Origin of the sequence: Hydrogenophaga sp. ANAO-22, assembly GCF_042466645.1 — a bacterium.
GTDB lineage: Bacteria > Pseudomonadota > Gammaproteobacteria > Burkholderiales > Burkholderiaceae_C > Hydrogenophaga.
On record NZ_CP159956.1, the window covers coordinates 95202 to 117422 of the forward strand.

24 protein-coding genes and 1 pseudogene are annotated in these 22221 nt (G+C 69.6%); 7 read left to right on the forward strand and 18 right to left on the reverse strand.

The genetic code is table 11. From position 1 onward, the window contains the following. Positions 1-4 precede the first annotated feature (4 nt). From ABSY19_RS00445 to ABSY19_RS00485, 9 genes are read right to left on the reverse strand one after another with little or no spacing between them, the layout of a single operon-like run. Positions 5-781 (reverse strand): enoyl-CoA hydratase-related protein, encoded by a 777-nt coding sequence (locus ABSY19_RS00445; RefSeq protein ID WP_382158073.1) that lies wholly within the window; start codon positions 779-781, stop codon positions 5-7. Further along, positions 778-1575 carry an enoyl-CoA hydratase/isomerase family protein gene (locus ABSY19_RS00450; protein ID WP_382158075.1) on the reverse strand — a complete coding sequence of 266 codons (798 nt, stop codon included), beginning with the start codon at positions 1573-1575 and terminating at the stop codon, positions 778-780. Before ABSY19_RS00450 ends, ABSY19_RS00445 begins: the two co-directional genes overlap by 4 nt. Beyond that, the gene (locus tag ABSY19_RS00455; protein ID WP_382158077.1) at positions 1575-2777 is read right to left on the reverse strand and encodes an acetyl-CoA acetyltransferase; all 1203 of its coding nucleotides are present in this window, start codon (positions 2775-2777) and stop codon (positions 1575-1577) included. Before ABSY19_RS00455 ends, ABSY19_RS00450 begins: the two co-directional genes overlap by 1 nt. A gap of 3 nt (positions 2778-2780) precedes the next feature. Next, on the reverse strand, positions 2781-4262 hold the full coding sequence (locus ABSY19_RS00460) for a hydroxymethylglutaryl-CoA synthase family protein (RefSeq protein WP_382158079.1): 1482 nt from the start codon (positions 4260-4262) through the stop codon (positions 2781-2783). Next, the gene (locus ABSY19_RS00465; RefSeq protein ID WP_382158081.1) at positions 4259-5269 is read right to left on the reverse strand and encodes an alpha/beta hydrolase; all 1011 of its coding nucleotides are present in this window, start codon (positions 5267-5269) and stop codon (positions 4259-4261) included. Before ABSY19_RS00465 ends, ABSY19_RS00460 begins: the two co-directional genes overlap by 4 nt. Then, positions 5266-6009 carry an SDR family NAD(P)-dependent oxidoreductase gene (locus ABSY19_RS00470; RefSeq protein ID WP_382158083.1) on the reverse strand — a complete coding sequence of 248 codons (744 nt, stop codon included), beginning with the start codon at positions 6007-6009 and terminating at the stop codon, positions 5266-5268. Before ABSY19_RS00470 ends, ABSY19_RS00465 begins: the two co-directional genes overlap by 4 nt. A 2-nt stretch (positions 6010-6011) precedes the next feature. Beyond that, positions 6012-6848 (reverse strand): enoyl-CoA hydratase/isomerase family protein, encoded by an 837-nt coding sequence (locus tag ABSY19_RS00475; RefSeq protein ID WP_382158085.1) that lies wholly within the window; start codon positions 6846-6848, stop codon positions 6012-6014. A gap of 21 nt (positions 6849-6869) precedes the next feature. Beyond that, a complete protein-coding gene (locus ABSY19_RS00480) occupies positions 6870-7364 on the reverse strand; it encodes an aromatic-ring-hydroxylating dioxygenase subunit beta (protein ID WP_382158087.1) in 495 nt (164 codons plus the stop codon). After that, positions 7361-8656, reverse strand: coding sequence for an aromatic ring-hydroxylating dioxygenase subunit alpha (locus tag ABSY19_RS00485; RefSeq protein WP_382158089.1), 1296 nt, complete (start codon positions 8654-8656; stop codon positions 7361-7363). Before ABSY19_RS00485 ends, ABSY19_RS00480 begins: the two co-directional genes overlap by 4 nt. A 128-nt stretch (positions 8657-8784) precedes the next feature. Here ABSY19_RS00485 and ABSY19_RS00490 point away from each other — a divergent pair, with 128 nt between their 5' ends. Continuing rightward, positions 8785-9105 carry a 2Fe-2S iron-sulfur cluster-binding protein gene (locus ABSY19_RS00490; protein ID WP_382158091.1) on the forward strand — a complete coding sequence of 107 codons (321 nt, stop codon included), beginning with the start codon at positions 8785-8787 and terminating at the stop codon, positions 9103-9105. A 7-nt stretch (positions 9106-9112) separates the two neighbouring features. On the opposite strand, the gene ABSY19_RS00495 is transcribed toward ABSY19_RS00490, so the two are convergent. The 6 genes from ABSY19_RS00495 to ABSY19_RS00520 form a co-directional block, all read right to left on the reverse strand. After that, positions 9113-9991, reverse strand: a complete 879-nt coding sequence (locus tag ABSY19_RS00495) for an acyl-CoA thioesterase (RefSeq protein WP_382158094.1) — start codon at positions 9989-9991, stop codon at positions 9113-9115. A gap of 3 nt (positions 9992-9994) precedes the next feature. Then, complete coding sequence (locus tag ABSY19_RS00500) at positions 9995-10747, reverse strand: NAD(P)H-dependent oxidoreductase (RefSeq protein WP_382158096.1); 753 nt, start codon at positions 10745-10747, stop codon at positions 9995-9997. 72 nt (positions 10748-10819) lie between these two features. After that, positions 10820-11281: a hypothetical protein gene (locus tag ABSY19_RS00505; protein ID WP_382158098.1), complete on the reverse strand. Its 462-nt coding sequence runs from the start codon at positions 11279-11281 to the stop codon at positions 10820-10822. Beyond that, complete coding sequence (locus tag ABSY19_RS00510) at positions 11278-11625, reverse strand: hypothetical protein (protein ID WP_382158100.1); 348 nt, start codon at positions 11623-11625, stop codon at positions 11278-11280. The genes ABSY19_RS00505 and ABSY19_RS00510 overlap by 4 nt, the downstream gene beginning before the upstream one ends. 163 nt (positions 11626-11788) lie before the next feature. Beyond that, the gene (locus tag ABSY19_RS00515) at positions 11789-12115 is read right to left on the reverse strand and encodes a hypothetical protein (RefSeq protein WP_382158102.1); all 327 of its coding nucleotides are present in this window, start codon (positions 12113-12115) and stop codon (positions 11789-11791) included. Positions 12116-12193: 78 nt separating this feature from the next. Further along, complete coding sequence (locus ABSY19_RS00520) at positions 12194-13576, reverse strand: phospholipase D-like domain-containing protein (RefSeq protein WP_382158104.1); 1383 nt, start codon at positions 13574-13576, stop codon at positions 12194-12196. A 106-nt stretch (positions 13577-13682) separates the two neighbouring features. On the opposite strand from ABSY19_RS00520, the gene petA reads away from it, so the two are divergent. Continuing rightward, positions 13683-14267: a ubiquinol-cytochrome c reductase iron-sulfur subunit gene (gene petA, locus ABSY19_RS00525; protein WP_382158106.1), complete on the forward strand. Its 585-nt coding sequence runs from the start codon at positions 13683-13685 to the stop codon at positions 14265-14267. Between the two features lies 1 nt (position 14268). On the opposite strand, the gene ABSY19_RS00530 is transcribed toward petA, so the two are convergent. Further along, positions 14269-15000, reverse strand: coding sequence for a response regulator (locus ABSY19_RS00530; protein WP_382158108.1), 732 nt, complete (start codon positions 14998-15000; stop codon positions 14269-14271). Between the two features lie 82 nt (positions 15001-15082). Between ABSY19_RS00530 and ABSY19_RS00535 the strand changes: the two genes are divergently transcribed. Beyond that, on the forward strand, positions 15083-17155 hold the full coding sequence (locus ABSY19_RS00535) for an ATP-binding protein (RefSeq protein WP_382158110.1): 2073 nt from the start codon (positions 15083-15085) through the stop codon (positions 17153-17155). Positions 17156-17252: 97 nt separating this feature from the next. Continuing rightward, positions 17253-17612, forward strand: coding sequence for a hypothetical protein (locus ABSY19_RS00540; protein ID WP_382158112.1), 360 nt, complete (start codon positions 17253-17255; stop codon positions 17610-17612). 3 nt (positions 17613-17615) lie between these two features. Here ABSY19_RS00540 and ABSY19_RS00545 read toward each other — a convergent pair whose 3' ends face one another. Both ABSY19_RS00545 and hemP read right to left on the reverse strand, forming a co-directional pair. Next, positions 17616-19322, reverse strand: a complete 1707-nt coding sequence (locus tag ABSY19_RS00545; RefSeq protein WP_382158114.1) for an AMP-binding protein — start codon at positions 19320-19322, stop codon at positions 17616-17618. A 142-nt stretch (positions 19323-19464) separates the two neighbouring features. Further along, a complete protein-coding gene (gene hemP / locus ABSY19_RS00550; protein WP_382158115.1) occupies positions 19465-19701 on the reverse strand; it encodes a hemin uptake protein HemP in 237 nt (78 codons plus the stop codon). A gap of 381 nt (positions 19702-20082) precedes the next feature. On the opposite strand from hemP, the gene ABSY19_RS00555 reads away from it, so the two are divergent. The 3 genes and pseudogenes from ABSY19_RS00555 to ABSY19_RS00565 all read left to right on the forward strand — a co-directional run bounded on the left by ABSY19_RS00555 (position 20083) and on the right by ABSY19_RS00565 (position 22215). Continuing rightward, complete coding sequence (locus tag ABSY19_RS00555) at positions 20083-20790, forward strand: ABC transporter substrate-binding protein (RefSeq protein ID WP_382163982.1); 708 nt, start codon at positions 20083-20085, stop codon at positions 20788-20790. 12 nt (positions 20791-20802) lie between these two features. After that, positions 20803-21488, forward strand: a pseudogene (locus tag ABSY19_RS00560) (ABC transporter permease). Positions 21489-21501: 13 nt separating this feature from the next. Then, entirely contained in the window at positions 21502-22215 is a 714-nt protein-coding gene (locus ABSY19_RS00565) for an ABC transporter permease (protein WP_291118681.1), read from the forward strand. The last annotated feature ends 6 nt before the right edge of the window (positions 22216-22221 follow it).

Below are 22221 nucleotides of genomic sequence, written 5' to 3' on the forward strand. Positions count from 1 at the left end.
GTGGTCATCGACCCTTGAATTCGGGTTTGCGTTTGTCGAGGAAGGCGCGCATGCCTTCGGTCTTGTCGGCGGTGTCGAACAGCAGCAGGAACTCGCGGTTCTCCAGCGAGAGCGCGGCGTCCAGCGGCAGGTCGGCGCCCTGGCGAAGCACCTGGCGCGTGGCTTTCACGGCCTTGGGCGGCATGCGCGCGGCCTTGCGCGCCAGCTCGGCGGCGCGTTCCAGCGCTTTGCCGTCGGCGGCCAGGTCGGCCACCAGGCCCAGCGCGAAGGCGCGTTCGCCGGTGATCATCTCGCCGGTCAGCAGCATGAGCGAGGCCACCTGCTTGCCCAGCGTGCGCACCAGGCGCTGCGTGCCGCCCGCGCCGGGCATGATGCCCACGGCCAGCTCGGGCTGGCCGAAGCGCGCGCTGGCGTCGGCCACGATGAAATCGCACATCATGGCCAGCTCGCAGCCCGCGCCCAGCGCGAAACCGCTCACCGCCGCGATGGTGGGCTTGCCGCAGCCGGCCACAGGGGCCCAGTACTGGCCGAGGTCGATCTCCGCCACGTCCTGCGCGCCCTTGTCCACCAGCAGGTTCAGGTCGGCGCCGGCGGCGAACACGCCCTCGCCGCCGGTGATCACGATCGCGCGCACGCTGTCGTCGGCGTCGAGCGTGCGCACCGCCTGCGCGATCGCGGCGCGCATCGTCAGGTCGAGCGCGTTGCGCTTCTCCGGCCGGTTGAGCACCACGGTGCCCACGGCGCCTTCGCGGCGCACCAGCACGGCTTCTTCCTGGCTCATCGTTTCACTCCTGGACGCGCCACGAAATCGGCGGCGCGCTTGTTCACATAGGCGTCGTGCCCTTCGACGAAATCCTCGCCGAGCAGGCAGACGGCCTGGTCGTTTTCCTCGCGCGACAGTTCCTCGGCCAGCGTGGCCGAAGGGTGGTTCAGCCGCGCCTTCATGCGCGCGAAGGCCTCGCTCGGCAGCAGCGCCAGCTCGGCGGCCTGGGCCACGGCGGTGGCCATCACCTGCGCATCGGCCACCAGCGTGTCGGCCAGGCCGATGCGGTGCGCCTCGGTGCCGCTCACCGGCACGCCCTCGGTCAGGATGCGCCGCGCCACCGGCAGGCCCACGCGCCGGGGCAGCGTGAGCAGCTGGCCCCAGTCGGGCACCAGGCCGAGCTTGAGGAAGGGGAACAGGATCTTCGTGCCCTCGCCCACCACGATGCGGTCGCCCATCAGGGCCAGGCCCACGGCCGCGCCCGCGCCGATGCCTTCGATGGCGCTGACCACCGGCACGCCGGCCTCGGCGATGAGCTGGCACAGGCGGTGGATGTGCCGCATGCGCTCGCGCGCCTGCGCTTCGGTGAGGCCCACCATGCTGGGCACGTCGCCCCCGGCGGAAAACACGCCCTGCGCGCCGCCGAACACGATGGCGCGCACGGTGTCATCGCCCAGCAGCACGGCCAGCGCCTCGGTGAGCTGCTGGCGCACATCGAAGTCGATGGCGTTGCGCTTGTCAGGGCGGTTGATCAGCAGCCGCGCCACGTGCGGCGCGGGGCGGTCCACCAGAACCACGGGGGTGGCGCTCATCACACGCCCTCGCGGCCGACGATGGAGACCGAGCACACGTTCTGCGAGGGCTGGCCGCCCAGGTTGTGGGTGAGGCCGATCTTCGGATCCTTCAGCTGGCGCGGGCCGGCGCGGCCCTGCAGCTGCAGGTACATCTCGTAGAGCATGCGGATGCCGCTGGCCCCGATGGGATGGCCGAAGCACTTGAGGCCGCCGTCGATCTGGCAGGGGATCGCGCCTTCGGCGTCGAACTTGCCGTCCAGCACATCGCGCACCGCCTCGCCCTCGCCCGACAGGCCCAGGTCTTCCATGGTCACGAGTTCGGTGATGGAGAAGCAGTCGTGCACCTCGGTCATGCTCACTTCCTTCCCGGGGTTCGCGATGCCGGCTTCGGCGTAGGCCTTGCGCGCGGCGATGCGCGCGGTGTGCACGTAGCTGCCGTCCCACTGATTGGAGTGCATCTCCCAGCCGTTGGACACCGCGACCTGCAGCGCCTTGAAGGTGACGAGGTCGCGCTTGCCCAACGAGCGCGCGATCTCGGGCGTGGTGACGATGACCGCCGCCGCGCCGTCGGACACGCCCGCGCAGTCGTACAGGCCCAGCGGCTCCGCGATGATGGGCGCCTTGAGCACCTGCTCTTCGGTCACGGCCTGGCGGAAGTGCGCCTTGGGGTTCTTCGCGCCGTTGGCGTGGCTCTTGATCGACACGCGCGCGATGGCGCGCTTGAGCAGCGCCGGGTCCACGTTGTGCTTGCGCTGGTAGGCCGAGGCCAGCTGCGCGAAGTTGGCCGGGGCCACGGCGTTGGGGTACCACTGCGGGATGTAGGTGCCGACGGCCGAAACCGGCAGGCCGCCGTAGCCAGTGTCTTTCAGCTTCTCCACGCCGAGCGCGATGGCGATGTCGCAGGCGCCCGCGGCCACGGCGTACACCGCCGCGCGGATGGCTTCGGAGCCACCGGCGCAGAAGTTCTCGACGCGCGTCACGCCGATGTTGGGCAGGCGCAGCGCGATGCCCATGGGCGTGCCGCCCCGGCCGGTGCCCACGTCGTCCATGTGGGTGGAGAACCAGGCCGCGTCGAGCTGCTCGGGCGCGATGCCGGCGTCGGCCATGGCTTCGTTGTAGGCCTCGACCATGAGGTCTTCGGGGCTGGCGTCCCAGCGCTCGCCGAACTTGCTGCAACCCATGCCCAGAATGGCGACTTTGTCCTTGATGCCGATGGGCATGGCTTACTCCTTGGATGCTGCGGTGGTGTCGACGCCGGAGGCCACGGGCGTGGCCTTCCAGAAATAGCGCGTGAAGCCGCGCAGCTCGTCGATGTCCTTGATGCGGAAGCTCATCTCGACCTCGGTGCCCGAAGCGACGTCGCCCTTGGCCACGTCGGTGAACTCCATGAGGATGCGGCCGCCGCCCTCGAAATCGACCTGGCCGTACTGGTGTGGCGGCGCCCGGTGGAACGAGAGCGACTCGGCCGACCAGCTCAGCACCTGGCCGCGCCGCTCGGCGAGCTTGTGGGGTTTCTGCGTGTCCTGCAGCGGCTTGCCCTGGTCGTAGGAAATGCGCGAGGGCGGGAAGTGCACCTGGCCCGTGACCTCGCAGCGCCCGGCCACCAGGCCCAGGATGGCGGCGCGGTGGCGGTAGGCGGTGCTCAGCGCGGTCTTGCGGTCCTGCTCGCCGCGCATGCCGCGCTCCAGGCGCAGCTGTTCGCGGAACGAGAGGAACTTGGTGTAGTTCTTCTCTTCCACGCCGCGCGCGAGCCAGCCCGAGACGCCGCGCGCCGGGCGGAAGGCGGCGATGGCCGGCGTCACGCGCAGCACCACGGCCTGCGCGCCGCCGCCGAACTGCGCCAGCAGGATGTGCTGGCCCGGCTGCGCGCGCTCCAGCACGGCCGCGAGCATGAGCAGCGCGTGCGGCGTGCCGGTCTCGCCCACGGTGGCGGCCAGCGAGTCGGCCACCGCCTCGGCGCGGATGCCGCAGGCCTTGGCGAGTTGCACGTCCATCTTGGCGAAGGTGGTGGGGAAGATGAAGTGGTCCACCGCGCTCGCTTCCACGCCGGCCTTCTGCAGGGCGCTGGCGATGGCGCGCGGCCCGAGCTTGCCGATGCCTTCGTCGCGCACCCAGCGTTCTTCCCAGTGGTAGTCGATGTCTTCGCCGGCCCTGCGGAAGTGGTCCACGAAGTCGACCGTGAGCGTGGCGCTGCCCAGCACCTCGGCGATCACGTTCTCGCGGCCGAGGGTGAGCGCGGCCGCGCCGTCGCCATAGTCGAGCTCCTGCGAGCTGGCCGCGCGGGTCTTGCGGTGGTCGGTGGCGATCACCAGGGCGTTCCCGCCGCGCGCGTTCACGCGGTCCAGCGCGCCGAGCACGGCGCTGAGCGCGGCGCTGGGCGAGCCGCCCATGTCCAGGGCTTCCACGCCTTCGTCCAGCGTGAGCGCCTCGCAGACCACGCCGGCGTTGAGCCGCTCGGCGAACGGCAGCGTGCTGGAGACCAGCTGCACGCTGCCGATGTGGCCGCGCTCGTCGTCCGCGCCCAGGCAGTCGCGCGCGGCGGCCACGGCCATGGTGAGGCTGTCTTCGTCCCAGTTCGCCATGGAGCGCGTGCCCTTGCGGCCCGCGAACTGCGGCGCGTACCAGGCGTTGGCCTGGGCCACGGCCTGGCGGCTCAGGCGCAGCCGGGGGATGTAGCTGCCATATCCGGTGATGCCTGCGGTCATGTGTGTCGGTCTCCGTGAGTGGGGGTGATCGGTATCGAACCAGAGGTACCGCCGATCCGGCTCTGCCGGTCGGCTGGTATCGCCCCCTTGAGGGGGTGACGCGAAGCGGCGCGGGGGTGAGCCCAATGCCCCCGCAGAAAGCGGCCCATGTCGTCGATGGCCGCGCGCGCTTCGGGCAGCTGCGCGGGGAATTGCTGGAACACGTGGATCATGTGGTCCCACACCTGCAGGGTGGCGTCCACACCGGCCTCTTTGGCGCGCGCCACGAAGTCGCGCGAGTCGTCGAGCACGGTCTCGCGGTCGCCCACCTGGGCCAGCAGCGGCGGCAGGCCCTTGAGGTCGGCGAACAGGGGCGAGACCAGCGGGTCGGCGGGGTTGCCTTCCTTGCCGAGGTAGTTGCGGGCCATGGCCACGATCATGGGCCGCTGGTGGATGGGGTCGCTGTCGGCGCGCGCGCCGTAGCTCGCGCCCGAGGCGGTGAGGTCGGTCCACGCGGACATGAGCACGGCGGCGGCCGGCAGCGGCCGGCCCGCGTCGCGCAGGCGCAGCAGCAGGCTCAGCGCCAGGCCACCCCCGGCGGAGTCGCCCGCGAGGGCGATGTGCCTGGGCTCGAAGCCCTGGCCGATCAACCACTGCCAGGCGGCCGACGCGTCGTCGAGCGCGGCGGGGTAACGGTGTTCGGGGGCGAGGCGGTAGTCCACGCCCAGCACGCGGCAACGCGCGGCGGCGGAGAGCTGGGCCATCAGCTCGCGGTGCGAGACCAGCGAGCCGACCTGGAAACCGCCGCCATGGAAGTACAGCAGCACGCGCTGCGCGTCCGCCCCCGGTGCGCCGACCCACTGGGCCTTCACGCCGCCGGCGTTCACGTCTTCGATGCTGGCGTCCACGGGCACGCCGCCAAACAGCGTGTCCCAGTCCTGGCGCATCTGCGCCACCGTGGTGTCGCGCGTCCAGCGGCCATAGACCTGGCGCACGCGCTCGATCACTTGCTCCACAGCGGTGCTCATGCGCCGCACCCCATGCCGCCGGAAACGCCCAGCACCTCGCCGGTGATGAAGCCCGCGTCCGCCGAGGCCAGGAAGGCCACGGCGGCGGCCACCTCGTCGGGCGTGCCCAGGCGGCCGGCCAGCGTGGCGCCAGTCATGGCCTCCAGCAGCTTGTCGCCGCCCTGCGCCACCGCCTGGCGCAGCAGCGGCGTGTCGATGGGGCCGGGCGCGATCACGTTCGCGGTGATGCCCTTGTCGCCGTTCTCGCGCGCGATGGAGCGCGTGAAGGCGATCACGCCGCCCTTGGCGGCGGCGTACACCGCGCCGCCGCGCGAGCCCAGGCGGCCGGCTTCGGAGGCGATGTTGATGATGCGCCCGTGGCCCGCGGCCCGCATGGCCGGCAAGGCGGCGTGCGTGGTGGCGAACACCGATTCGAGGTTGATCGCGATCAGGCGGCGCCAGTCTTCCGGCGTGGTGCGGGTGAAGAAGGCGTGCTGGTCCACGCCGGCGTTGTTCACCAGGATGTCCACCGGGCCGTGTTCGGCCATCACCTCGGCGACCTGCGCGAGGTCGGCCACGTCGAGCCGCACGGCGCGCGCCCAGATGCCGTTGGCCAAGGCCTGCGCGGCCTCCATGTCCAGGTCGGCGATGGTCACGAGCGCGCCGTCGGCCGCGAGGCGGCGCGCGATGGCCGCGCCGATGCCCTTGGCGCCACCGGTGACGAAGGCCTTGCGGCCCGCGAGGGGGTTGGGGGCGGCCATGTTCAGCGGCCCGTGAAGGTGGGCGCGCGTTTCTCGATCACGGCGGCCAGGCCCTCGCGCGCATCGGCCATGCCCGAGAGGTAAGCCTGCATGCGGTTCTCTTCGGGCATGCAGGCGTCCACGCCGGAGCCCAGGCCGTTCCACAGCAGGCGCTTGGTGCCCGCGAGCGCGGCCGGCGCGCCGGCGGCGAGCTGGCGCGCCAGCGCGAAGGCTTCGCTCTGCAGTTGTTCGTCGTCCACCACGCGGGTGATCAGGCCCATGGCCAGGGCCTGCGGCGCGGTGATCACCGGGTTGAGCATCAGGATCTCCATCGCCTTGCGCAGGCCCACGAGCTGGGTGAGCGTGACGGAGACACCCGCGTCGGGCACCATGGCCACGCGCGTGGCGCCGGCCAGGAATTTCGCCGAGGCGCCGGCGACCACGAAGTCGGACGAGCACACCAGGCCCATGCCGCCGCCGCCGGCCGCGAAGCCGTGCACGGCGCTGACCACCGGCGCGTTGAGCCGCATCATCATGGAGGCCACGATCTGCAGGTAGGACGTGGCCATGCGGATGTAGTCCGGCAGCGCCTCGCCTTTGGAGAGGAAGGTGTGCACGTCGCCACCGGCGCAGAAGTTCCTGCCCTCGCCGGTGATCAGCACGGCGCGCACGCGGCCGTCGCCGTGCACCGCCGTCATCACCTCGTGCAGGCCCTTGAGCATGGCCATGTCCAGGCCGTTGGCGGCCTCGGGCCGGTTCAGGCGGATGTGGGCCACGCCGTCGGCGTGCAGCGCCAGCAGCGCCGGGCCTTCGCCGATCAGCACTTCGGGGGTTGGCGTTTTCTTGTCTTCTTGTGCCATGCGGTGGTCTCCTGGTGGGGCCTAGATGAGGAAGGCCATCGAGTACAGCGCGGTCTCGTTGTTGACCAGCACGACTTTCTTGCGCGCCATGCGCAGGGCATCACCCTCGCGGCGCAGGGTGTATTCGTTGCGCGAGGCCCAGAGGGTGTCGCCCCGCGCCGGGGACGACTCGAACACCATGGCGTTGGAGGTGACCAGCAGTTCCTCGCCCTCCTGTTTCAGGATCTCCACGTTCGAGACCACGCGGCGCAGGCGCGACTGCGGCGTCTGGCTGTAGCGCTTGCCGGTGTGGAACTGGCGGATGCGCAAGGCGATGCGCGAGCGGTTGTCGTAAATGATGGACATTTCCTTTTCCGGGTCGCCGCCCTCGCCGTTGGCCGGGATCCAGTAGACGCCGTCGTCGGTCCACAGGGCTTCCCAGTCGTCGTAGGCGTGGTCGTCCTGGTAGCGCGCTTCGCGGTAGATGAACTGCGTGACCTCGTCGAGCAGGGAACGCGCATCGAGCACTGAACTCATGCAGCCTCCATCATGGATTTGTAGTGGCGCCAGATGCCGCGCGAAGGGGTTTCGTCGGTGTTGTCGCTGATGCGGTAGCCGTTTTCGTCCAGGCGCTCGCGGTGGCGGCCCCGGCCCAGGTAGAGCCACTCGGGGTTGCTGGACTGCACACCGAGCTGCGTGCGCTCGTACATGGCGGCGTCGTCGGCCAGCAGGAAACCGGCCGGGCCCACCGAGCCCATGGTCTGCTGGCGCAGGCGGCGGTTGATGTCGGGCGCGCCCTTGAACTGGATGGCGGTGACGTGCTGCACCGTGTGGTCCACCGACAGCGGCTGCAGCACGAACAGCTGGATCTCCGCGATGAACAGGTTGGGGAAGATCATGATGTGCGGCGTGCCGTCGATCATGATTTCGCGCGCCTTGTCCTTGCCGTAGGCCGCTTCCATCTGCGCGACGTAGGCCGGCAGCCGGTCGGCCGTGGTGCCGAACCAGCCCATGGGCACATCGCGCTTGCGGAACTCGGGCCGCAGGTCGTTTTCGGTGTGGCCCTTGCCGAAGTCGCGCGAAACGGCGGTGGAGTCGCTGTCGTACAGCGTGCCGATGCCGCTCTGCGCCACCTCGAAGATGGAGGCGTGCACGAACGAGGGGTGGTAACCGTCGGTCTCGTTCTCGACCAGGAACTTCCAGTTGGCCTTGACCTTGTGCTTGAGGTAACCCGCCGTGACCTCGACCTCGCCCTCGGGCGAGTTCATGCACAGCGCGTCGATCGCGCCGGCGGCCGCGCCCAGGTGCTCCAGCAGCGACTCGCCCTCCTGCGCGAACGAGCCGAACACGAAACCCCGGTGCGAGGCCACGCGCGCCACCTTGCCCAGGCCGAGCTGGGAGCGGTCGGCGCCCTCGTAGCCCGAGGGAAACGGGTAGCCGCGCAGCGCGCCGTCGTTGGCGAAGGTCCAGCCGTGGTACGGGCAGGTGAAGGAGCGCGCGTTGCCCTTCTCCGTCATGCAGACCCGGTTGCCGCGGTGCGGGCAGCGGTTGTGCAGCAGATGGATCTGGCCGGACTTGTCGCGCGTCATCAGGATGGGCTCGGGGCCGATCGACTTCATCACGTAGTCGTTGGCGTTGGGCACCTCGCTCTCGTGGCCCACATAGACCCAGGTGCGGTACCAGATCTTCTGCAGCTCGGCCTGGTAGATCGCGGGGTCGGTGTAGAGGGAGCCGTGCACGTGGTCGTCGCGGACGAGGTCGTCCCAGCGAACGGCCGGGCCGGTCGCGGCAGCGGGCGCAATGGGAATCACATGGGCGCAGTTGCTCAAGGTGTCATCTCCGTGGTGTCGGGGGCGGATCGGGCTTGTTGTCCGTTTCCGATGGTGCAATAATAGTCCGACGAGACGGACTATGTCAAGCCATCGTCCACCGGCCCACCGAAAAGGAATTCGCTCCCATGCCCATCGTCACTTTCATCGAACACGACGGCACCGCCCGCCGCATCGACGCCCCCAACCAGCGCAGCCTGATGCAGATCGCGGTGGACAACGGCGTGCCCGGCATCCTGGGCGATTGCGGTGGCTCCTGCAGCTGCGCCACCTGCCACGGCTACATCGGCAGCGAATGGGCGCCGCAACTGCCGCCCATTTCCGAGACCGAGGCCTTCATGCTCGAAGGCGTGCCCGAGCCACGCGAGACCAGCCGGCTGTGCTGCCAGCTGCGCATGAGCCCGGCGCTCGACGGCATCGTGGTGCACCTGCCGGCCGAGCAGGTCTGACCCCGCCCTAGGCGTAAGCCATCAGGCATTCCTGCGTCATCGACGCCAGCTGGCGGCCCTGCTGGTCGTGCACCGCGCCGATGGACAGGCCGCGCCCGGCCTGCGCGCACGGGCTGGTGCAGTCCACGTGCAGCCACTGGTCGGCGCGCACCGGGCGGTGCAGCCACAGCGCGTGGTTCAGGCTGGAGATGTAGAGCGGCCGGCCGTGGAGGTCGCGCAGGTGCAGGCCCAGCGCGGCGAAGTTGAGCCACCAGTCGGAGAGGTAGGCGAAGGCGGCGGCCTGGAAGCGCGCATCGTCGGGCAGCGGCCGGATCGCGCGCATCCAGAAGCGGAAGCGCCCGTTCATGTGGGTCTCGGCGAGCTGGCGCGTGGGGTCGGGCACGCGGAAGTCGATGCTGGGCTTGCGGTCCTGCGAGTAGCCGCCGAGCCGCGTCAGGTCGCCGATCAGCGCGCGGTCCACCTCGTCGAACCGGGGCAGATCCTCCGGCCGCTCGCCCAGGGGCGCGGTGCTCGGGCTGGCGTGGGTCGGCGCGTCCAGCGGCAGCGCGCAGGTGACCTGCGCGTCCAGCACCGTGCGGCCATTGCCCTGCGCGGCGCGCACGTGGCGCGAGCTGAAGCGCTTGCCTTCCTGCAACACGGTCACGCCGAAGTCCACCGGCTCATCGGGCATCGCGCCTTGCAGGAAGAGGAACTGCATCATGGTCGCCTCGCGGCCGGCGGGCACGTCCATCAGCGCGGCCATCATGGCCTGCCCGAGCAGCTGGCCGCCGTACGAACGGCCGTTGAGGTTGGCGTCGCCGTGGCGGCTGCGCCAGCGCCCTTCGCCCAGACGGTCCAGCGTCAGCAAGGCTTCGATGTCGAGATCGCTCCAGGTGGCCTGTGGCATGGGTCAGGCCTCCGTGGACAGTCGGCGGTGCCCGGCCGTGCGCGGAGCGATCCCGGGTTTGAGCCGCCAGTCGGGGCCGAAGTCGGCCAGGGGGTGCGAGGGCATCACCTCTTCATGCTCGATGCCGCGCAGCCGTGCCTCGTAGGCATCGAGGTAGGCGTGCCGCTGGGCCTCGTCGGTGTACTGGATGGAGAAGCCCACGAAGGGCGCCAGCACCTGCAGGCCGCCGTAGCCGAAGGTGCCGTGCTGCAGGTGCCACAGGATCACGTCGCGCTGCCCCAGCAGGCCGTCGGCCTCCATCATGTCGGGGAAGCAGCCGGTGGTGAAGGCCAGCATGGCCTTGCGCCCCTTGAGCCCGCCGTTGTCGAAGCGTTTGCCGCCCGCGCCGTACACGGTGCCGTTGACGAACACGCGGTCGATCCAGCCCTTGAGGATCGCGGGCACCGAGAACCACCACAGCGGGAACTGCAGGATCAACAGGTCGCAGGCCAGCAGCTTGTCGAGCTCGGCCTGGATGTCGGGCGTGAAGGTCTGGCGCTGCGAGGACTGCTTCTGCTCGCGGTCGTACTGCAAGGCATCGGGGAAGCGCCGCTCGGTGAAGTCATCGCCCGTCGCCACGGGGTTGAAACCCATCGCGTACAGGTCGGACACGACGACCTGGTGCCCGCAGGCCTGCAAGGTCTGGACGGAGCGGTCGAGCAGCGCCTTTCCGAAGGACCGGGGTTCCGGGTGGGCATAGACGATCAGCACATTCATGGCGGTCTTTCATTGGGGTCGAATCCCAATAATAAACCGCCGCGTCTGATTATTTATAGAACAGGCGAGGCCCTAGGCATCTCGTTCTGGCCCGGCTTGGTCGCGGGCACCTTCCACGCGGCGTTGGCGCGAGCGCTGCAGCAGCAGGCCCACGAGCACCATGGCCGCGGCCGAACCCGAAAGGCCGGGAGACATGAGCACCAGCCGCGCCAGGCCATCGACCGCTTCGACGCTGACCTGCTGTGCGTGATCGACCAGCGCCACGATGTCGGCGGATTGCACGTTGGGGATGTCCTCCAGCCGCACGTGGAACTCCTGCCAACCACCGCGAAAACGGATCTTCGCGAAGACGCCGTCGGCGATCGCCACCAGCGACAGCACGCCCAGAGGGCGCAGCAACTGTTCCAGCATGTGGCCACGGTCGGTCGGCAGCGCGGTCTCGTACACCTCGGCGACCAGCTCCGGGATGGCCATGCCATTGCGGGCAGGGGGTGGATCGCCGCCGCCCTCGGACGGCTCGGTCGTCGGGTTCATGAAACCCGGCCTGACAGGGCTCGCATGAGGTCCAGCGCCGTTTCCAGGGCCTCCTCCGCGCGCAGGAACTCGTGGTGGCGGATGAACCAGGACGCCTCGTCCAGCGCGACCAGGGCATCGGCCACACCCACGGCGGACGTGGCATGCAGCGCGCGGCGGGCCTCGCGGATGGCCGAGATGGCCAGGCTGTCGTGGCTGCAATAGACGTCGACCTGCGCCCGCCGGACATGGTCCATGGCTTGCATCGACAGCGGCACAGCACCCGACTCGTGCAGCGGGGGGGTGTAGGCCGTGGCGCCGACCATCGCATCAACGAGCAGGAGCGCGGGGAGGTTGTTGGACATGTTCGGCCTTTCTGGTCGGTGGTTGGGATGAGGTTCACTCTGCGGCGGGCGTGGGAACGGGAGGTTGCAAACGACAACGCCGCAGATGACAAATGTCATTTGCGGCGCCGTGGCATGGTGGGGCGCGGCGGGGCGCTGCCGGCGCCCCACCCCGTTGCGTGCGTCAGCCCGCGGCTTTCTGCTCGGTCGGCATGGCCTTCTGCTTGTGTGTCGCCTTCTTGGCCACGTGCTTCTTGTGCGGGGCCTTGGCGGCCTTGTGCTTTTCGGCCGGCATGGTCTTGGGCATCGCGGTGGTCGCGGGGGCGGCCGCCGGGCTTGGCATGGCGGCGGGTGCCGCGGGTTTGGGCGAACTGTCCATGGTGCTTTGCGCAAAAGCGCTGGCCCCCATGGCGGCAATCGCGGCGGTGATGAGGACGGTACGTAATTTCATTCGAAGCTCCAGGTTCGCAGCGGTCTTGGATTGCGGTCGATGCTGCGTTTCGTCAACCACGGCTGCGATGCTGGTGGCCCGGTGTGCTTCGCCGGTGTCAATCCACCCGTTGGCACATTTCACTTGCAATCGCGGGGATCAGAGCTGGAACCCCAGCCACAGCAGCATGCCTTCGGCGATGTCGCGCGCGAGCCCGGGTGCGGTGGCCACGTAGGGCTGTGCCGTGCCGCGCTCCTGGTCGAACCAGTCGGCGAACCGCTGCACGTCGGCCGGTGGGTGGAAGGCGCACATCAGCTCGTAGTTCAGCAACAGGCTGCGGCTGTCCAGATTGGCCGAGCCGCACAGGGCCAGCGTCTGATCGAACACCGCGAGCTTGGCGTGCATCATCCCGGGCGCGAGCCAGATCCGGCCGCCGGCCTGGGCCAGCGAGCGCAAGGCCCGGCCCCGCGCCATGTCCGAGAGCCGGTGGTTGGAGCGGGCGGGCACCAGCAGGTCGACCACCACACCGCGCCGCGCGGCCAGGCACAGCGCCATCAGCAGCGCCGCGTCGGGCACGAAGTACGGCGTGGCCAGGGCGATGCGGGCCTTCGCCCGGTAGGCCGCCGTGAGCAGCAGCGCCAGCACGGTGTCGTCCGCCTGGTCCGGCCCCGAGGCGACGAGCTGGGCGCCATCCCCGGCCTGCGCGCTGCCCTGGAGGACTTCGCGCGGAAGGGCCGGCAGGCCCCGGGCGAAGCGCCAGTCGTGTTCGAACAGCTCGCTCGCCTGCTGCACCAGCGCACCGCCCAGGTCGAAGCTCAGATCGCGCCAGGGCGGCTGCCCGGGCAAACCCATGAAGTACTCGGCGGCCAGGTTGCGGCCACCGCACCACAGGCGGGCCGAGGGCAGGCCCGCGTCGGCGACCAGCATCTTGCGGTGGTCGCGCAGGTTGGTGCGCCCCCGGATCGGCGAGCGCAGCGGCGGCACGAAGCGCACGAACTCGGCCCCCGCTCGGGTCAGGCGGTCGAGGCTCGGGGGGCGCTGCATCAGGCTGCCCATGCCGTCGAGCAGCAGGCGCACGCGAACGCCCTGCCCGGCCTTGGCCGTCAAGCGGTCGACCACCGCCTGCCCCGGCCCCTCGCGCCCCAGGATGAAGGTGCACACATCGAGGGTGGCCTGCGCGCCGTCGATCGTGCGCATCAAGGCCTCCTGGGCCTGGCGGCCATCGCTGTGCAGCCGCAGGTCGCGGTAGGCGGCGGATGCGGGCTGCCCGAGCGAGACGATGGTGCCTGCCGCCCAGCCACCGCCCGAGGCCAGCGGGCGCGGCGCGGTGGCCGCGAGGGAGGCCGGTCGGGCGAGCTTGCGCGAGCCGAGCAGCAGGAACGCCGGCAGGGCCACATAGGGCAGCAGCACGATGAACAACACCCAGGCGATCGCCGACGCGGGCGGCCTGCGCTGGCGCATCGCGTGCGAGCTGAAGACGTAGACCAGGACCGCCAGCGAGACGGCGAGGCCGTGCAGTGTCAGCCAATGGCTGGGCAACATGTCACTTGTCATCTGCCTTTGCGCTCCATGCAATACCGCCCAGGCCGGGCAAGTGCAGTATCCCCTCCTGTCCAGGCTCCCTCCTGGAACCCCAAGGAACCCCACCATGCCCACCGACCCCCAACGGCGCATCTGGATGGTGACCACCGCCAGCCTGGGTGGCGCGGCGGCGGTGGTCGCGGCCTATCCCTTCGCCGCGTCGTTCGCCCCGAGCGAGCGGGCCAAGGCGGCCGGCGGGCCGGTGGAGGTCGATGTCTCGACCCTGGCTCCCGGGGCCACCACCATCGTGGAGTGGCGGGGCAAACCGGTGTGGGTCGTGCACCGCACGCCCGAGATGGTGGCGGCGCTGCAGGGCCACGACGCCGAGCTGGCCGACCCGCGATCGAGCCGCAACCAGCAGCCCGCCTATGCCCGGAATCCGGCCCGTTCGATCAAGCCCGAGTTCTTCGTCGCCGTGGGCATCTGCACCCACCTGGGCTGCTCGCCCACCTCGGTGCCCGCGGGCACCGGCAATCCCGGCCTGCCCGCCGACTGGCCCGGTGGTTTCTTCTGCCCCTGCCACGGCTCGACCTTCGATGGCGCGGGACGGGTGTTCAAGAACAAGCCGGCACCGAGCAACCTCGAGGTGCCGCCGCACCGCTACGCGAGCGCCACGCAACTCGTGATCGGCGACGACGACGCACGCGCGTGAATCAGAACAGCGTTTCGACCTCGCTGGCCAGCAGGTAGCCCGCGCCGCGCTCGGTGAGGATCAGCGTGGGGTTGGTGGCGTCGGCTTCGATCTTGAGGCGCAGGCGGCGGATCTGCACGTCGATCGTGCGGTCGTAGACCTCGGCTTCATGCAGGCGCGACATCGACAACAACTGATCGCGGCTCAGCACGCGCCGCGGCGCCCGGCACAGCGCGTTGAGCAGGCTGAATTCGCCGTTGGACAGCTCCACCGACTGGCCCGCCGGCGACACCAGGCGGCGGGTGCGCAGGTTCAGCTCCCAACCCGAAAACCGGTAGGCGCGCCGCGTGTTGTCGCGCTCGGGCAGCGTGGCCTGCACCTGGTAGCGGCGCAGCACCGCGCGCACGCGGGCGAGCAGCTCGCGGGGGCTGAACGGTTTGGTGACGTAGTCGTCCGCGCCCAGCTCCAGGCCCATGACGCGATCGGCCTCCTCGCTGCGCCCGGTCAACAGCACGATGGGCACGGTGGCCCGTTCGCGCAAGGCGCGGGCCAGCAGCATGCCGTCCTCGCCGGGCAACCTGAGGTCCAGCAGCACGAGGTCGATGGCCTCGCGGTCGAACAGCGCGAACATCTCCGCGCCCGAGCACCCGGCGCTCACGCGCATGTCGTTCTTGCCGAGGTACTCGACCACCAGGTCGCGCACGTCCGCGTCGTCGTCGATCACGAGAATGTGGGGAACGGTGGTGGTGCTCATCGTGTGGCGCCCAATGTAGCGCAAGCCACCGCTCGGGACACGCGGCGGCGCATACTGGACACCCATGCGCACAGGTGCCTCGTTGAACCGATCGACCCCTGACACCATCTTCCCACCGCGAGCCTCGGGCCTTCCGTGGCTGTTCGCACTGGCGCTGTGGTTGCTGCTGGTGGCGGTCACCTCGCTGGCGCTCTGGCAGTTGCACCGCAGCGCACTGGAGAGCCAGGGACGGGAAATGGCCCTGCTCTCCCTGGCGCTGACCGACGAACTCGATCGCGGCTTGCAGGGCGCCGAAGAGGGTTTGCAGGCATTGGCCCTGGAACTCGGCCGGCGCCGACTGCCCACGGTGGACAGCCAGACGGTCCAGGCGCTGCAGACGCGCGCCGCCCTGATGCCGCTGGTGACCACGCTCTGGCTGCTGGACAAGGACCAGGCGCCGATCGCCTCGTCCGAGGCCACGGCCCCGCCGGACCTGCAGACCTTCCTGCCCCGGCTGGACTCGCTCGCCGAAGGGGCCACCGCCCTGAGCCAGCCCTTCGTGCCGGCCGGGGGTTCGCAGGCGCAGGTCGCGCTGGCGTTTCGCGTGGGCGCCGTGCACGGCCACCCGGGCGGCTGGATCGTCGCCGCCATGCCAGCCAACCAGTTGCTGGGCGCCTTTGGCGTGGCCCTGCCCGCGGCCGACGCGCGCATGGCCATCTTCCGCCGCGATGGCGCGCTGCTCGCGGGGGTCAACGTCGGGCTGCTGCGAGCCGGTGAGGCCGGACTGGCGCAGCGCCCTCGCCTGGCCAGGCAGCGCTTCAGCGATGGCAGCGAGCACCTCGTCGGCTCGCACCGGGTGCCGCGCTACGGCCTGGATGTCGTGGTGTCCCGGGAACTCGCCGCCGTGCTGCAGGGCTGGCGTGGCGCGCTGCAGCTGGCCATCGCCGCGCTGGCCTTCCTGCTGGTCACCATGGCGGCGGCGGTGCACTTCGTGACGCGGTCCGAACGGCAGCGGCTGGCGGCGCAGCAAGCCCTTCAGGTGCAACTGGCCCGCACCAGCCGGCTCGAGGCCCTGGGCGCCCTGGCCGGCGGCGTCTCGCACGACTTCAACAACGTGCTGGCCGGCATCGTCGGGTACGGGGAAATGGCGCAGGACGCCGCCGCGCCCGGCAGCGCCCAGGCCCGGCACCTGGGCAAGGTGTTGCAGGCCGCCCAGCGCGGCCAGTTGCTGATCGAACGCATCCTCTCGTTCAGCCGGGGCGGCGCACGCACCTCGGCCGTCTTCGAGCTGGAGCCGGTGGTCGAGGAGGTGCTGACGCTGCTGACCGCCTCGCTGCGCCCGGGGGTGGTGCTGGAACGGATGCTCGCCGCGCCCGGCGCGCGGCTGCGCGGCGACGCGACACAGGTCTTCGAGGCGGTCATGAACCTGTGCACCAACGCCATGCAGGCCATGCCCGATGGCGGCATGCTCAGCGTCCAGCTCGAGCGCCGGCAGGTCACCACGCCCCAGGTGCTGTCCCACTCGCCGCTGCCCGCTGGCGACTACCTGGCGCTGGGCGTGACCGACCAGGGCGTGGGCATCACGCCCGAGGTCATGGAGCACCTGTTCGAGCCGTTCTTCTCCGCGCGCGGCACCCAGGGCGGCACGGGGCTGGGCCTGGCGGTGGTCTTTGGCGTGGTGGCGGAGTTCGGCGGCGGGATCGACGTCGACAGCCTGCCGGGCCAGGGTGCGCGCTTCACGCTCTACCTGCCCGAATGCACCGACGCCGTTCCCGAATCGACCGCGGCTTCCACGCCCGTGCCCGCTGGCGCCGGCCAACGCCTGCTGGTGGTGGACGACGAGCCGGGGCTGCTGGCGCTGGCCCAGGAGATGCTGACGGGCCTGGGTTACGAGCCCGTGTGCTTTGACGATGCCGGCGACGCGCTGCAGGCGGTGACCGAGGCGCCGCAGCGGTATGCCGCCGTGATCACCGATGAACGCATGCCCGGCCTGAGCGGCACACAGTTCGCCAGCACCTTGCGGGCGCGCTCGCTGCAACTGCCGGTGGTGCTGGTCAGTGGCTACGGCGGGGCGCTGCTGGCCCGCCGCGCCAGCGACTCGGGCGTGACCCGCGTTCTGATGAAACCCCTGCGGCGCGACGAACTCGCTCGCACCCTCGCCGAGCTGGTCCCCTGACGGGCGGGTCTGTCCGCCTTTGTCCTTTGTGTCAGATGGCACACAAGCACCCGGACCGCGACACATGGCACGGCAGCCCAAAGACCAAGATGCGCCCATGATGGATGCCGACACCCTTGCAGAAGGCCAGGACACCCGATCGCGGCTGCTGATCCACGCCTGTGCCGACGAGACCCGCTGGTCCGTGCCCGTCCTGTGGCGGCGCATGCTGGCGCGGGTGCGCGGCGCGCCGCCCGCTGACCGGGCCCCGCCCACGCTGGAAATCCACGATCTGCCGGGGCGCCGTCTGCTCACCCTCACCAACGCGGGCGCCCCTCTGATCGACATGGTGCTGCCGACGGGCACCTACCACGTCACCGCGCTGACCGGCGAAAACCGCCGCAGCTACACGGTGGTGCTGGCGCAGGACGCCACGACCGAACTCCACCTGCTGCCGGCCCATTCGCGCCGGCATTGAGCGTCAGCGCTGCGCGCGCTCCGGGAAATCGTCTTCGTGAAAGGCCTGCCCGCCGCGCGAGCCCGCGGCCACCCGCTGGGCCTCTTCGGTGCGCAACTGCACGCGCCGGATCTTGCCCGACACGGTCTTGGGCAGTTCCTGCACGAACTCCAGCCGCCGGATGCGCTTGTACGGCGCGAGGTGCTCGCGCGAGAACGCAAAGAGGGCCTGCGCCAGTTCCGGGCTGGCCACCACCCCGGGCCGCAGGATCAGGTAGGCCTTGGGCACCGCGAGGCGCACCGGATCGGGGCTGGGCACCACGGCCACCTCCATCACCGCCTCGTGCTCCATCAAGGCGCTTTCCAGCTCGAAGGGGCTGATGCGGTAGTCCGAGGCCTTGAACACGTCGTCAGCGCGGCCCACGAAGGTGATGTAGCCGTCGGCATCGCGCTGGGCGATGTCGCCGGTGTGGTAGTGGCCGTCGCGCATCGCGCTGCTGTTCTGCGACTCGCTGCCCTGGTAACCCGCCATCAGGCCCAGCGGTCGCTGCGCCAGCGGCAGCGACACCTCGCCTTCGCTCGCGGCCTGTCCGTCCACGTCGAGCAGCTCGATGCGGTAACCAGGCAGAGGCCGCCCCATGGAGCCCGGCTTGAGCAACTGGCCCGGCGGGTTGCCCACCTGCGCCGTGGTTTCGGTCTGGCCGTAGCCGTCGCGCAGGTCAAGGCCCCACGCGGCGCGCACCTGTTCGATGATCTCGGGGTTGAGCGGCTCGCCGGCGCCAATGAGTTCGCGCAGGCTCAGGCGCTCGCGCCGCGCCGCCAGGTCTTCCTGGATCAGCATGCGCCACACCGTGGGCGGCGCGCACAGGCTGGTCACGCGGTGGCGTTCCAGCACCGACAGCAGGCCGGGTGCGTCGAAGCGTGCGTAGTTGAAGATGAAGATGCAGGCCCCGGCGTTCCAGGGCGCGAAGAAGCAGCTCCAGGCGTGCTTGGCCCAGCCCGGCGACGAGATGTTCAGGTGCACGTCACCCGGCAGCAGGCCGATCCAGTACATGGTGGCCAGGTGCCCGACGGGGTAACTCTGGTGCGTGTGCAGCACCAGCTTGGGCTTGGACGTGGTGCCCGAGGTGAAGTACAGCAGCAGCGGGTCGGTGGCGCGCGTGGGGCCATCGGGCGTGAATCCAAGGTCGGCCTGCGCCGCGTCCTCGAAGCGCAGCCAGCCCGCCACGCCCTCGCCCACGCTGATGCGCGTGTAGTCGCCCGCGAGGCCGTCGAACTTGCCCGTCTGCGCGCTGGCCGCGACCACGTGCCGCACCTGGCCGCGCTCCAGCCGGTCGCGCAGGTCGTCGGCGGTCAGCAAGGCGGTGGCCGGGATCAACACGGCGCCCAGTTTCATCGCCGCGAGCATCACCTCCCACAGCGCCAGCTCGTTGCCAAGCATGAGCAGGATGCGGTCGCCCCGCTGCACGCCGATGGCGCGCAGGTGGTTGGCCACCTGCGAGGAGCGCTCGGCCATCTGAGAGAAGGATCGTTTCACCTCGCTGCCGTCGTCGCCCACGATGTGCAGGGCCGTGGCGCCGTTGCCGCGCGCCATCGCGTCGAAGTGGTCCAGCGCCCAGTTGAACTCGCCCAGCACGGGCCACTGGAAATCGCGGTAGGCGCGCTCGTAGTCCAGTCGGTGGGTGAGCAGGAAATCGCGAGCGGCCAGAAAGGAAGCAGTGGAATCTGTCATGGTTCCTCGGATGTCTTGGGGCGGGACATCCGGATTCTGCTTGAACTCAGCGGGGGAAAAAATGCATGGCTGGCCGGCATCACCGATGGCTAGCAAAAACGACACCTGAGAACCAAGCCCCAGGGTCGCCCCACGAAAAAAACTATTTGGTCAGGATCAGCTTGCCCAGCTTGGTGGATTGCAGCTTGTACATCGATCCGTTGTGCGCGATCTGCACGCACTTGCCACCCTGCAGCAGCGACAGGCTGTCGATGCTCGAGAGCCCATCGAGCACGCTCGGCGCGGCCTGGGTCTGCGCCTCGTCCGCATCGACAGCGGACACGGCGGCAACACGTCGCGGCACGCGCAACAGCGGACGGGTGATCGACAAGGTCTGCATGGCATCGGCTCCTGGGTGGTCAGTGCATGCAGTGTACCGCATAAATGCGACTGATTCTCATTTATGAAAAATAAACTGCGCGCTGATGCTGGACCCGAACGCACCAACATGGGCCGGCTCGGTTGTTGCTATGGCTATACGGGGAAACACCGGGATCGCCCGTCCGTCTGCCGATGGGCCCAGATTTACAATGTGAAAGCCCGTCACTGCCGCATTCAGCGGCGTTCAAACGAAAGACATTTCATGAAGAACCTCTTCCTTTCCCTGAGCCTGATTGGCGCCGCCGCCCTGGTTGGTTGCGGAAAATCCGAAACCCCGGCGCCCGAAGCCGCCCCGGCCGCCCCCGCTGCGGCACCCGCCGCCGCTCCCGCCCCGGCCGAGATGCCGGAACTCAAGGTGGCGATCGACCCGACCTACGAACCCTTCACCTTCAAGACCGCCGACGGCAAGCCCACGGGCTTCGACGTCGACATCGCCGAAGCGCTGTGCAACCAGATCAAGCGCAAGTGCGTGTACGTCGAACAGGTGTGGGACAGCATGATCCCCGGCCTGCAAGCCAAGAAGTACGACGCGATCATCAGCTCCATGTCCATCACCGAAGAGCGCCTGCAGGTCGTGGACTTCACGGACAAGTACTACTTCACCCCCAGCCGCATCGTGGTCAAGACCGGCACAGCCTACACCGACCCCGCGTCGCTCAAGGGCAAGAAGATCGGCGTGCTCAAGGGCAGCACGCAAGAGAAGTACGCCATGGGTGAACTCAAGCCCGCAGGCGTGAGCATCGTTCCCTACGAAGCCCAGGACCAGGTCTACCTCGACATCAAGTCCGGCCGTCTGGATGGCACCGTGGCCGACCAGGTGGAAGTCAACGGCGGTTTCCTGCGCAAGCCCGAAGGCGCGGGTTACGGCTTCGTCGGCCCCGTGCTGAACGAAGCCAAGTACTACGGCACCGGCGTGGGCGTGGCGCTGCGCAAGGGCGAGACCGCGCTCAAGGACGAACTCAACGCGGCCATCAAGGCCATCCGCTCCAACGGCGTCTACGACACGGTCGCCAAGAAGTACTTCGACTTCGACGTGTACGGCAACTAAGCCGTCCCCGTTTTGTCCGGCTACTTCGCCTCGATCCTGCAGGGCGCCCTCCTCACGGTGGGCGTTTCCCTGGCCGCCTTGCTGGTGGCCATCCTGCTGGGCCTGCTGGGCGCGGTGGCCAAGCTCTCCGGCCGCCCCTCCTGGTGGGGCTGGCCACCGTCTACACCACGCTGGTTCGGGGCATTCCCGAGCTGGTGCTGATGCTGCTGATCTTCTACGGCGGCACCATCGGTCTGAACCACCTGCTGGCTGCGTCGGGCAGCAAGGGGTCGGTGGACATCAATCCCTTCCTCGCCGGTGTGCTCACCATCGGGTTCATCTACGGCGCCTACATGACCGAGACCTTCCGGGGCGCCATCCTTTCGATTCCGAAGGGCCAGATGGAAGCCGCCTGGGCCTTCGGCATGGGGCCGGTGCGCACCTTCCTGCGCATCACCGCGCCTCAGATGGTGCGCTACGCCCTGCCCGGCTTCACCAACAATTGGCTGGTGCTGATCAAGGCCACCGCGCTGATCAGCCTGATCGGCCTGAAGGAAATGACCTACCTGGCCAAGCAGGCCAGCGCGGCCACCCGCGAGCCCTTCACCTTCTTCCTGTTCGCCGCCGCGCTGTTCCTGATCTACACCTCGGTGTCGCTCTGGGCGCTGCGCCGGCTGGAACGGCGCTTCAGCCTCGGCGTGAAACGCGCCCACACGTGATGGACACCCGCACATGAAGTGGGAAGTCATCTTCCAGCCCGCCAACCTCGCCATGTACGGCGAGGGCCTGATCACCACCCTGTGGCTGCTGCTGTCCTCGCTGGGCGTGGGCGCGGTGCTGGCGCTGCTGTTCGCGCTGGCTCTCACCAGTTCCATCGCGCCGCTGCGCTGGGTCGTCGGCGCCTACACCTATGTGATCCGCGGCACGCCGCTGCTGATCCAGCTCTACCTCATCTACTACGGCCTGGCCCAGCTGGACTGGATCCAGGCGCGCTGGAACGACGTCTGGCCCTGGACGCATTTCAAGGAGCCGTTCTTCTGCGCCCTGCTGGCCTTCAGCCTGAACACGGCGGGCTACACCGCCGAGATGCTGGCGGGCGCCATCCGCGAAACCGCCGCGGGCGAGATCGAGGCCGCCCAGGCCATGGGCATGAGCCCGGCCATGGCCATGCGCCGCATCGTCCTGCCCAGCGCCATGCGCCGCACGCTGCCGGCCTACAGCAACGAGGTGGTGATGATGCTGCACGCCACCAGCCTGGCCAGCACGGTGCCCGCCATGCTGGACGTGACCGCCGCCGCCAGCCGCATCTATTCCGACTACTACCTGCCGTTCGAGGCCTACATCTTCGCGGCCGCGATCTACCTCACCATCACGTTCAGCCTGGTGGGCATGTTCAAGCTGGCCGAAAGGCGTTTCCTGGCCCATCTGGCCCCGCGCGGGCATTGAGCGCCG

Coding starts and splice junctions, on each gene's coding strand:
- petA (WP_382158106.1), top strand. CDS start 13,683: ATGCCCACCGACCCCCAACGGCGCATCTGGATGGTGACCACCGCCAGC.
- ABSY19_RS00445 (WP_382158073.1), bottom strand. CDS start 781: ATGAGCCAGGAAGAAGCCGTGCTGGTGCGCCGCGAAGGCGCCGTGGGC.
- ABSY19_RS00450 (WP_382158075.1), bottom strand. CDS start 1,575: ATGAGCGCCACCCCCGTGGTTCTGGTGGACCGCCCCGCGCCGCACGTG.
- ABSY19_RS00505 (WP_382158098.1), bottom strand. CDS start 11,281: ATGAACCCGACGACCGAGCCGTCCGAGGGCGGCGGCGATCCACCCCCT.
- ABSY19_RS00510 (WP_382158100.1), bottom strand. CDS start 11,625: ATGTCCAACAACCTCCCCGCGCTCCTGCTCGTTGATGCGATGGTCGGC.
- ABSY19_RS00520 (WP_382158104.1), bottom strand. CDS start 13,576: ATGTTGCCCAGCCATTGGCTGACACTGCACGGCCTCGCCGTCTCGCTG.
- ABSY19_RS00565 (WP_291118681.1), top strand. CDS start 21,502: ATGAAGTGGGAAGTCATCTTCCAGCCCGCCAACCTCGCCATGTACGGC.
- ABSY19_RS00465 (WP_382158081.1), bottom strand. CDS start 5,269: ATGAGCACCGCTGTGGAGCAAGTGATCGAGCGCGTGCGCCAGGTCTAT.
- ABSY19_RS00475 (WP_382158085.1), bottom strand. CDS start 6,848: ATGGCACAAGAAGACAAGAAAACGCCAACCCCCGAAGTGCTGATCGGC.
- ABSY19_RS00490 (WP_382158091.1), top strand. CDS start 8,785: ATGCCCATCGTCACTTTCATCGAACACGACGGCACCGCCCGCCGCATC.
- ABSY19_RS00500 (WP_382158096.1), bottom strand. CDS start 10,747: ATGAATGTGCTGATCGTCTATGCCCACCCGGAACCCCGGTCCTTCGGA.
- ABSY19_RS00455 (WP_382158077.1), bottom strand. CDS start 2,777: ATGCCCATCGGCATCAAGGACAAAGTCGCCATTCTGGGCATGGGTTGC.
- ABSY19_RS00530 (WP_382158108.1), bottom strand. CDS start 15,000: ATGAGCACCACCACCGTTCCCCACATTCTCGTGATCGACGACGACGCG.
- ABSY19_RS00495 (WP_382158094.1), bottom strand. CDS start 9,991: ATGCCACAGGCCACCTGGAGCGATCTCGACATCGAAGCCTTGCTGACG.
- ABSY19_RS00555 (WP_382163982.1), top strand. CDS start 20,083: ATGCCGGAACTCAAGGTGGCGATCGACCCGACCTACGAACCCTTCACC.
- ABSY19_RS00460 (WP_382158079.1), bottom strand. CDS start 4,262: ATGACCGCAGGCATCACCGGATATGGCAGCTACATCCCCCGGCTGCGC.
- ABSY19_RS00470 (WP_382158083.1), bottom strand. CDS start 6,009: ATGGCCGCCCCCAACCCCCTCGCGGGCCGCAAGGCCTTCGTCACCGGT.
- ABSY19_RS00480 (WP_382158087.1), bottom strand. CDS start 7,364: ATGAGTTCAGTGCTCGATGCGCGTTCCCTGCTCGACGAGGTCACGCAG.
- ABSY19_RS00545 (WP_382158114.1), bottom strand. CDS start 19,322: ATGACAGATTCCACTGCTTCCTTTCTGGCCGCTCGCGATTTCCTGCTC.
- ABSY19_RS00540 (WP_382158112.1), top strand. CDS start 17,253: ATGATGGATGCCGACACCCTTGCAGAAGGCCAGGACACCCGATCGCGG.
- hemP (WP_382158115.1), bottom strand. CDS start 19,701: ATGCAGACCTTGTCGATCACCCGTCCGCTGTTGCGCGTGCCGCGACGT.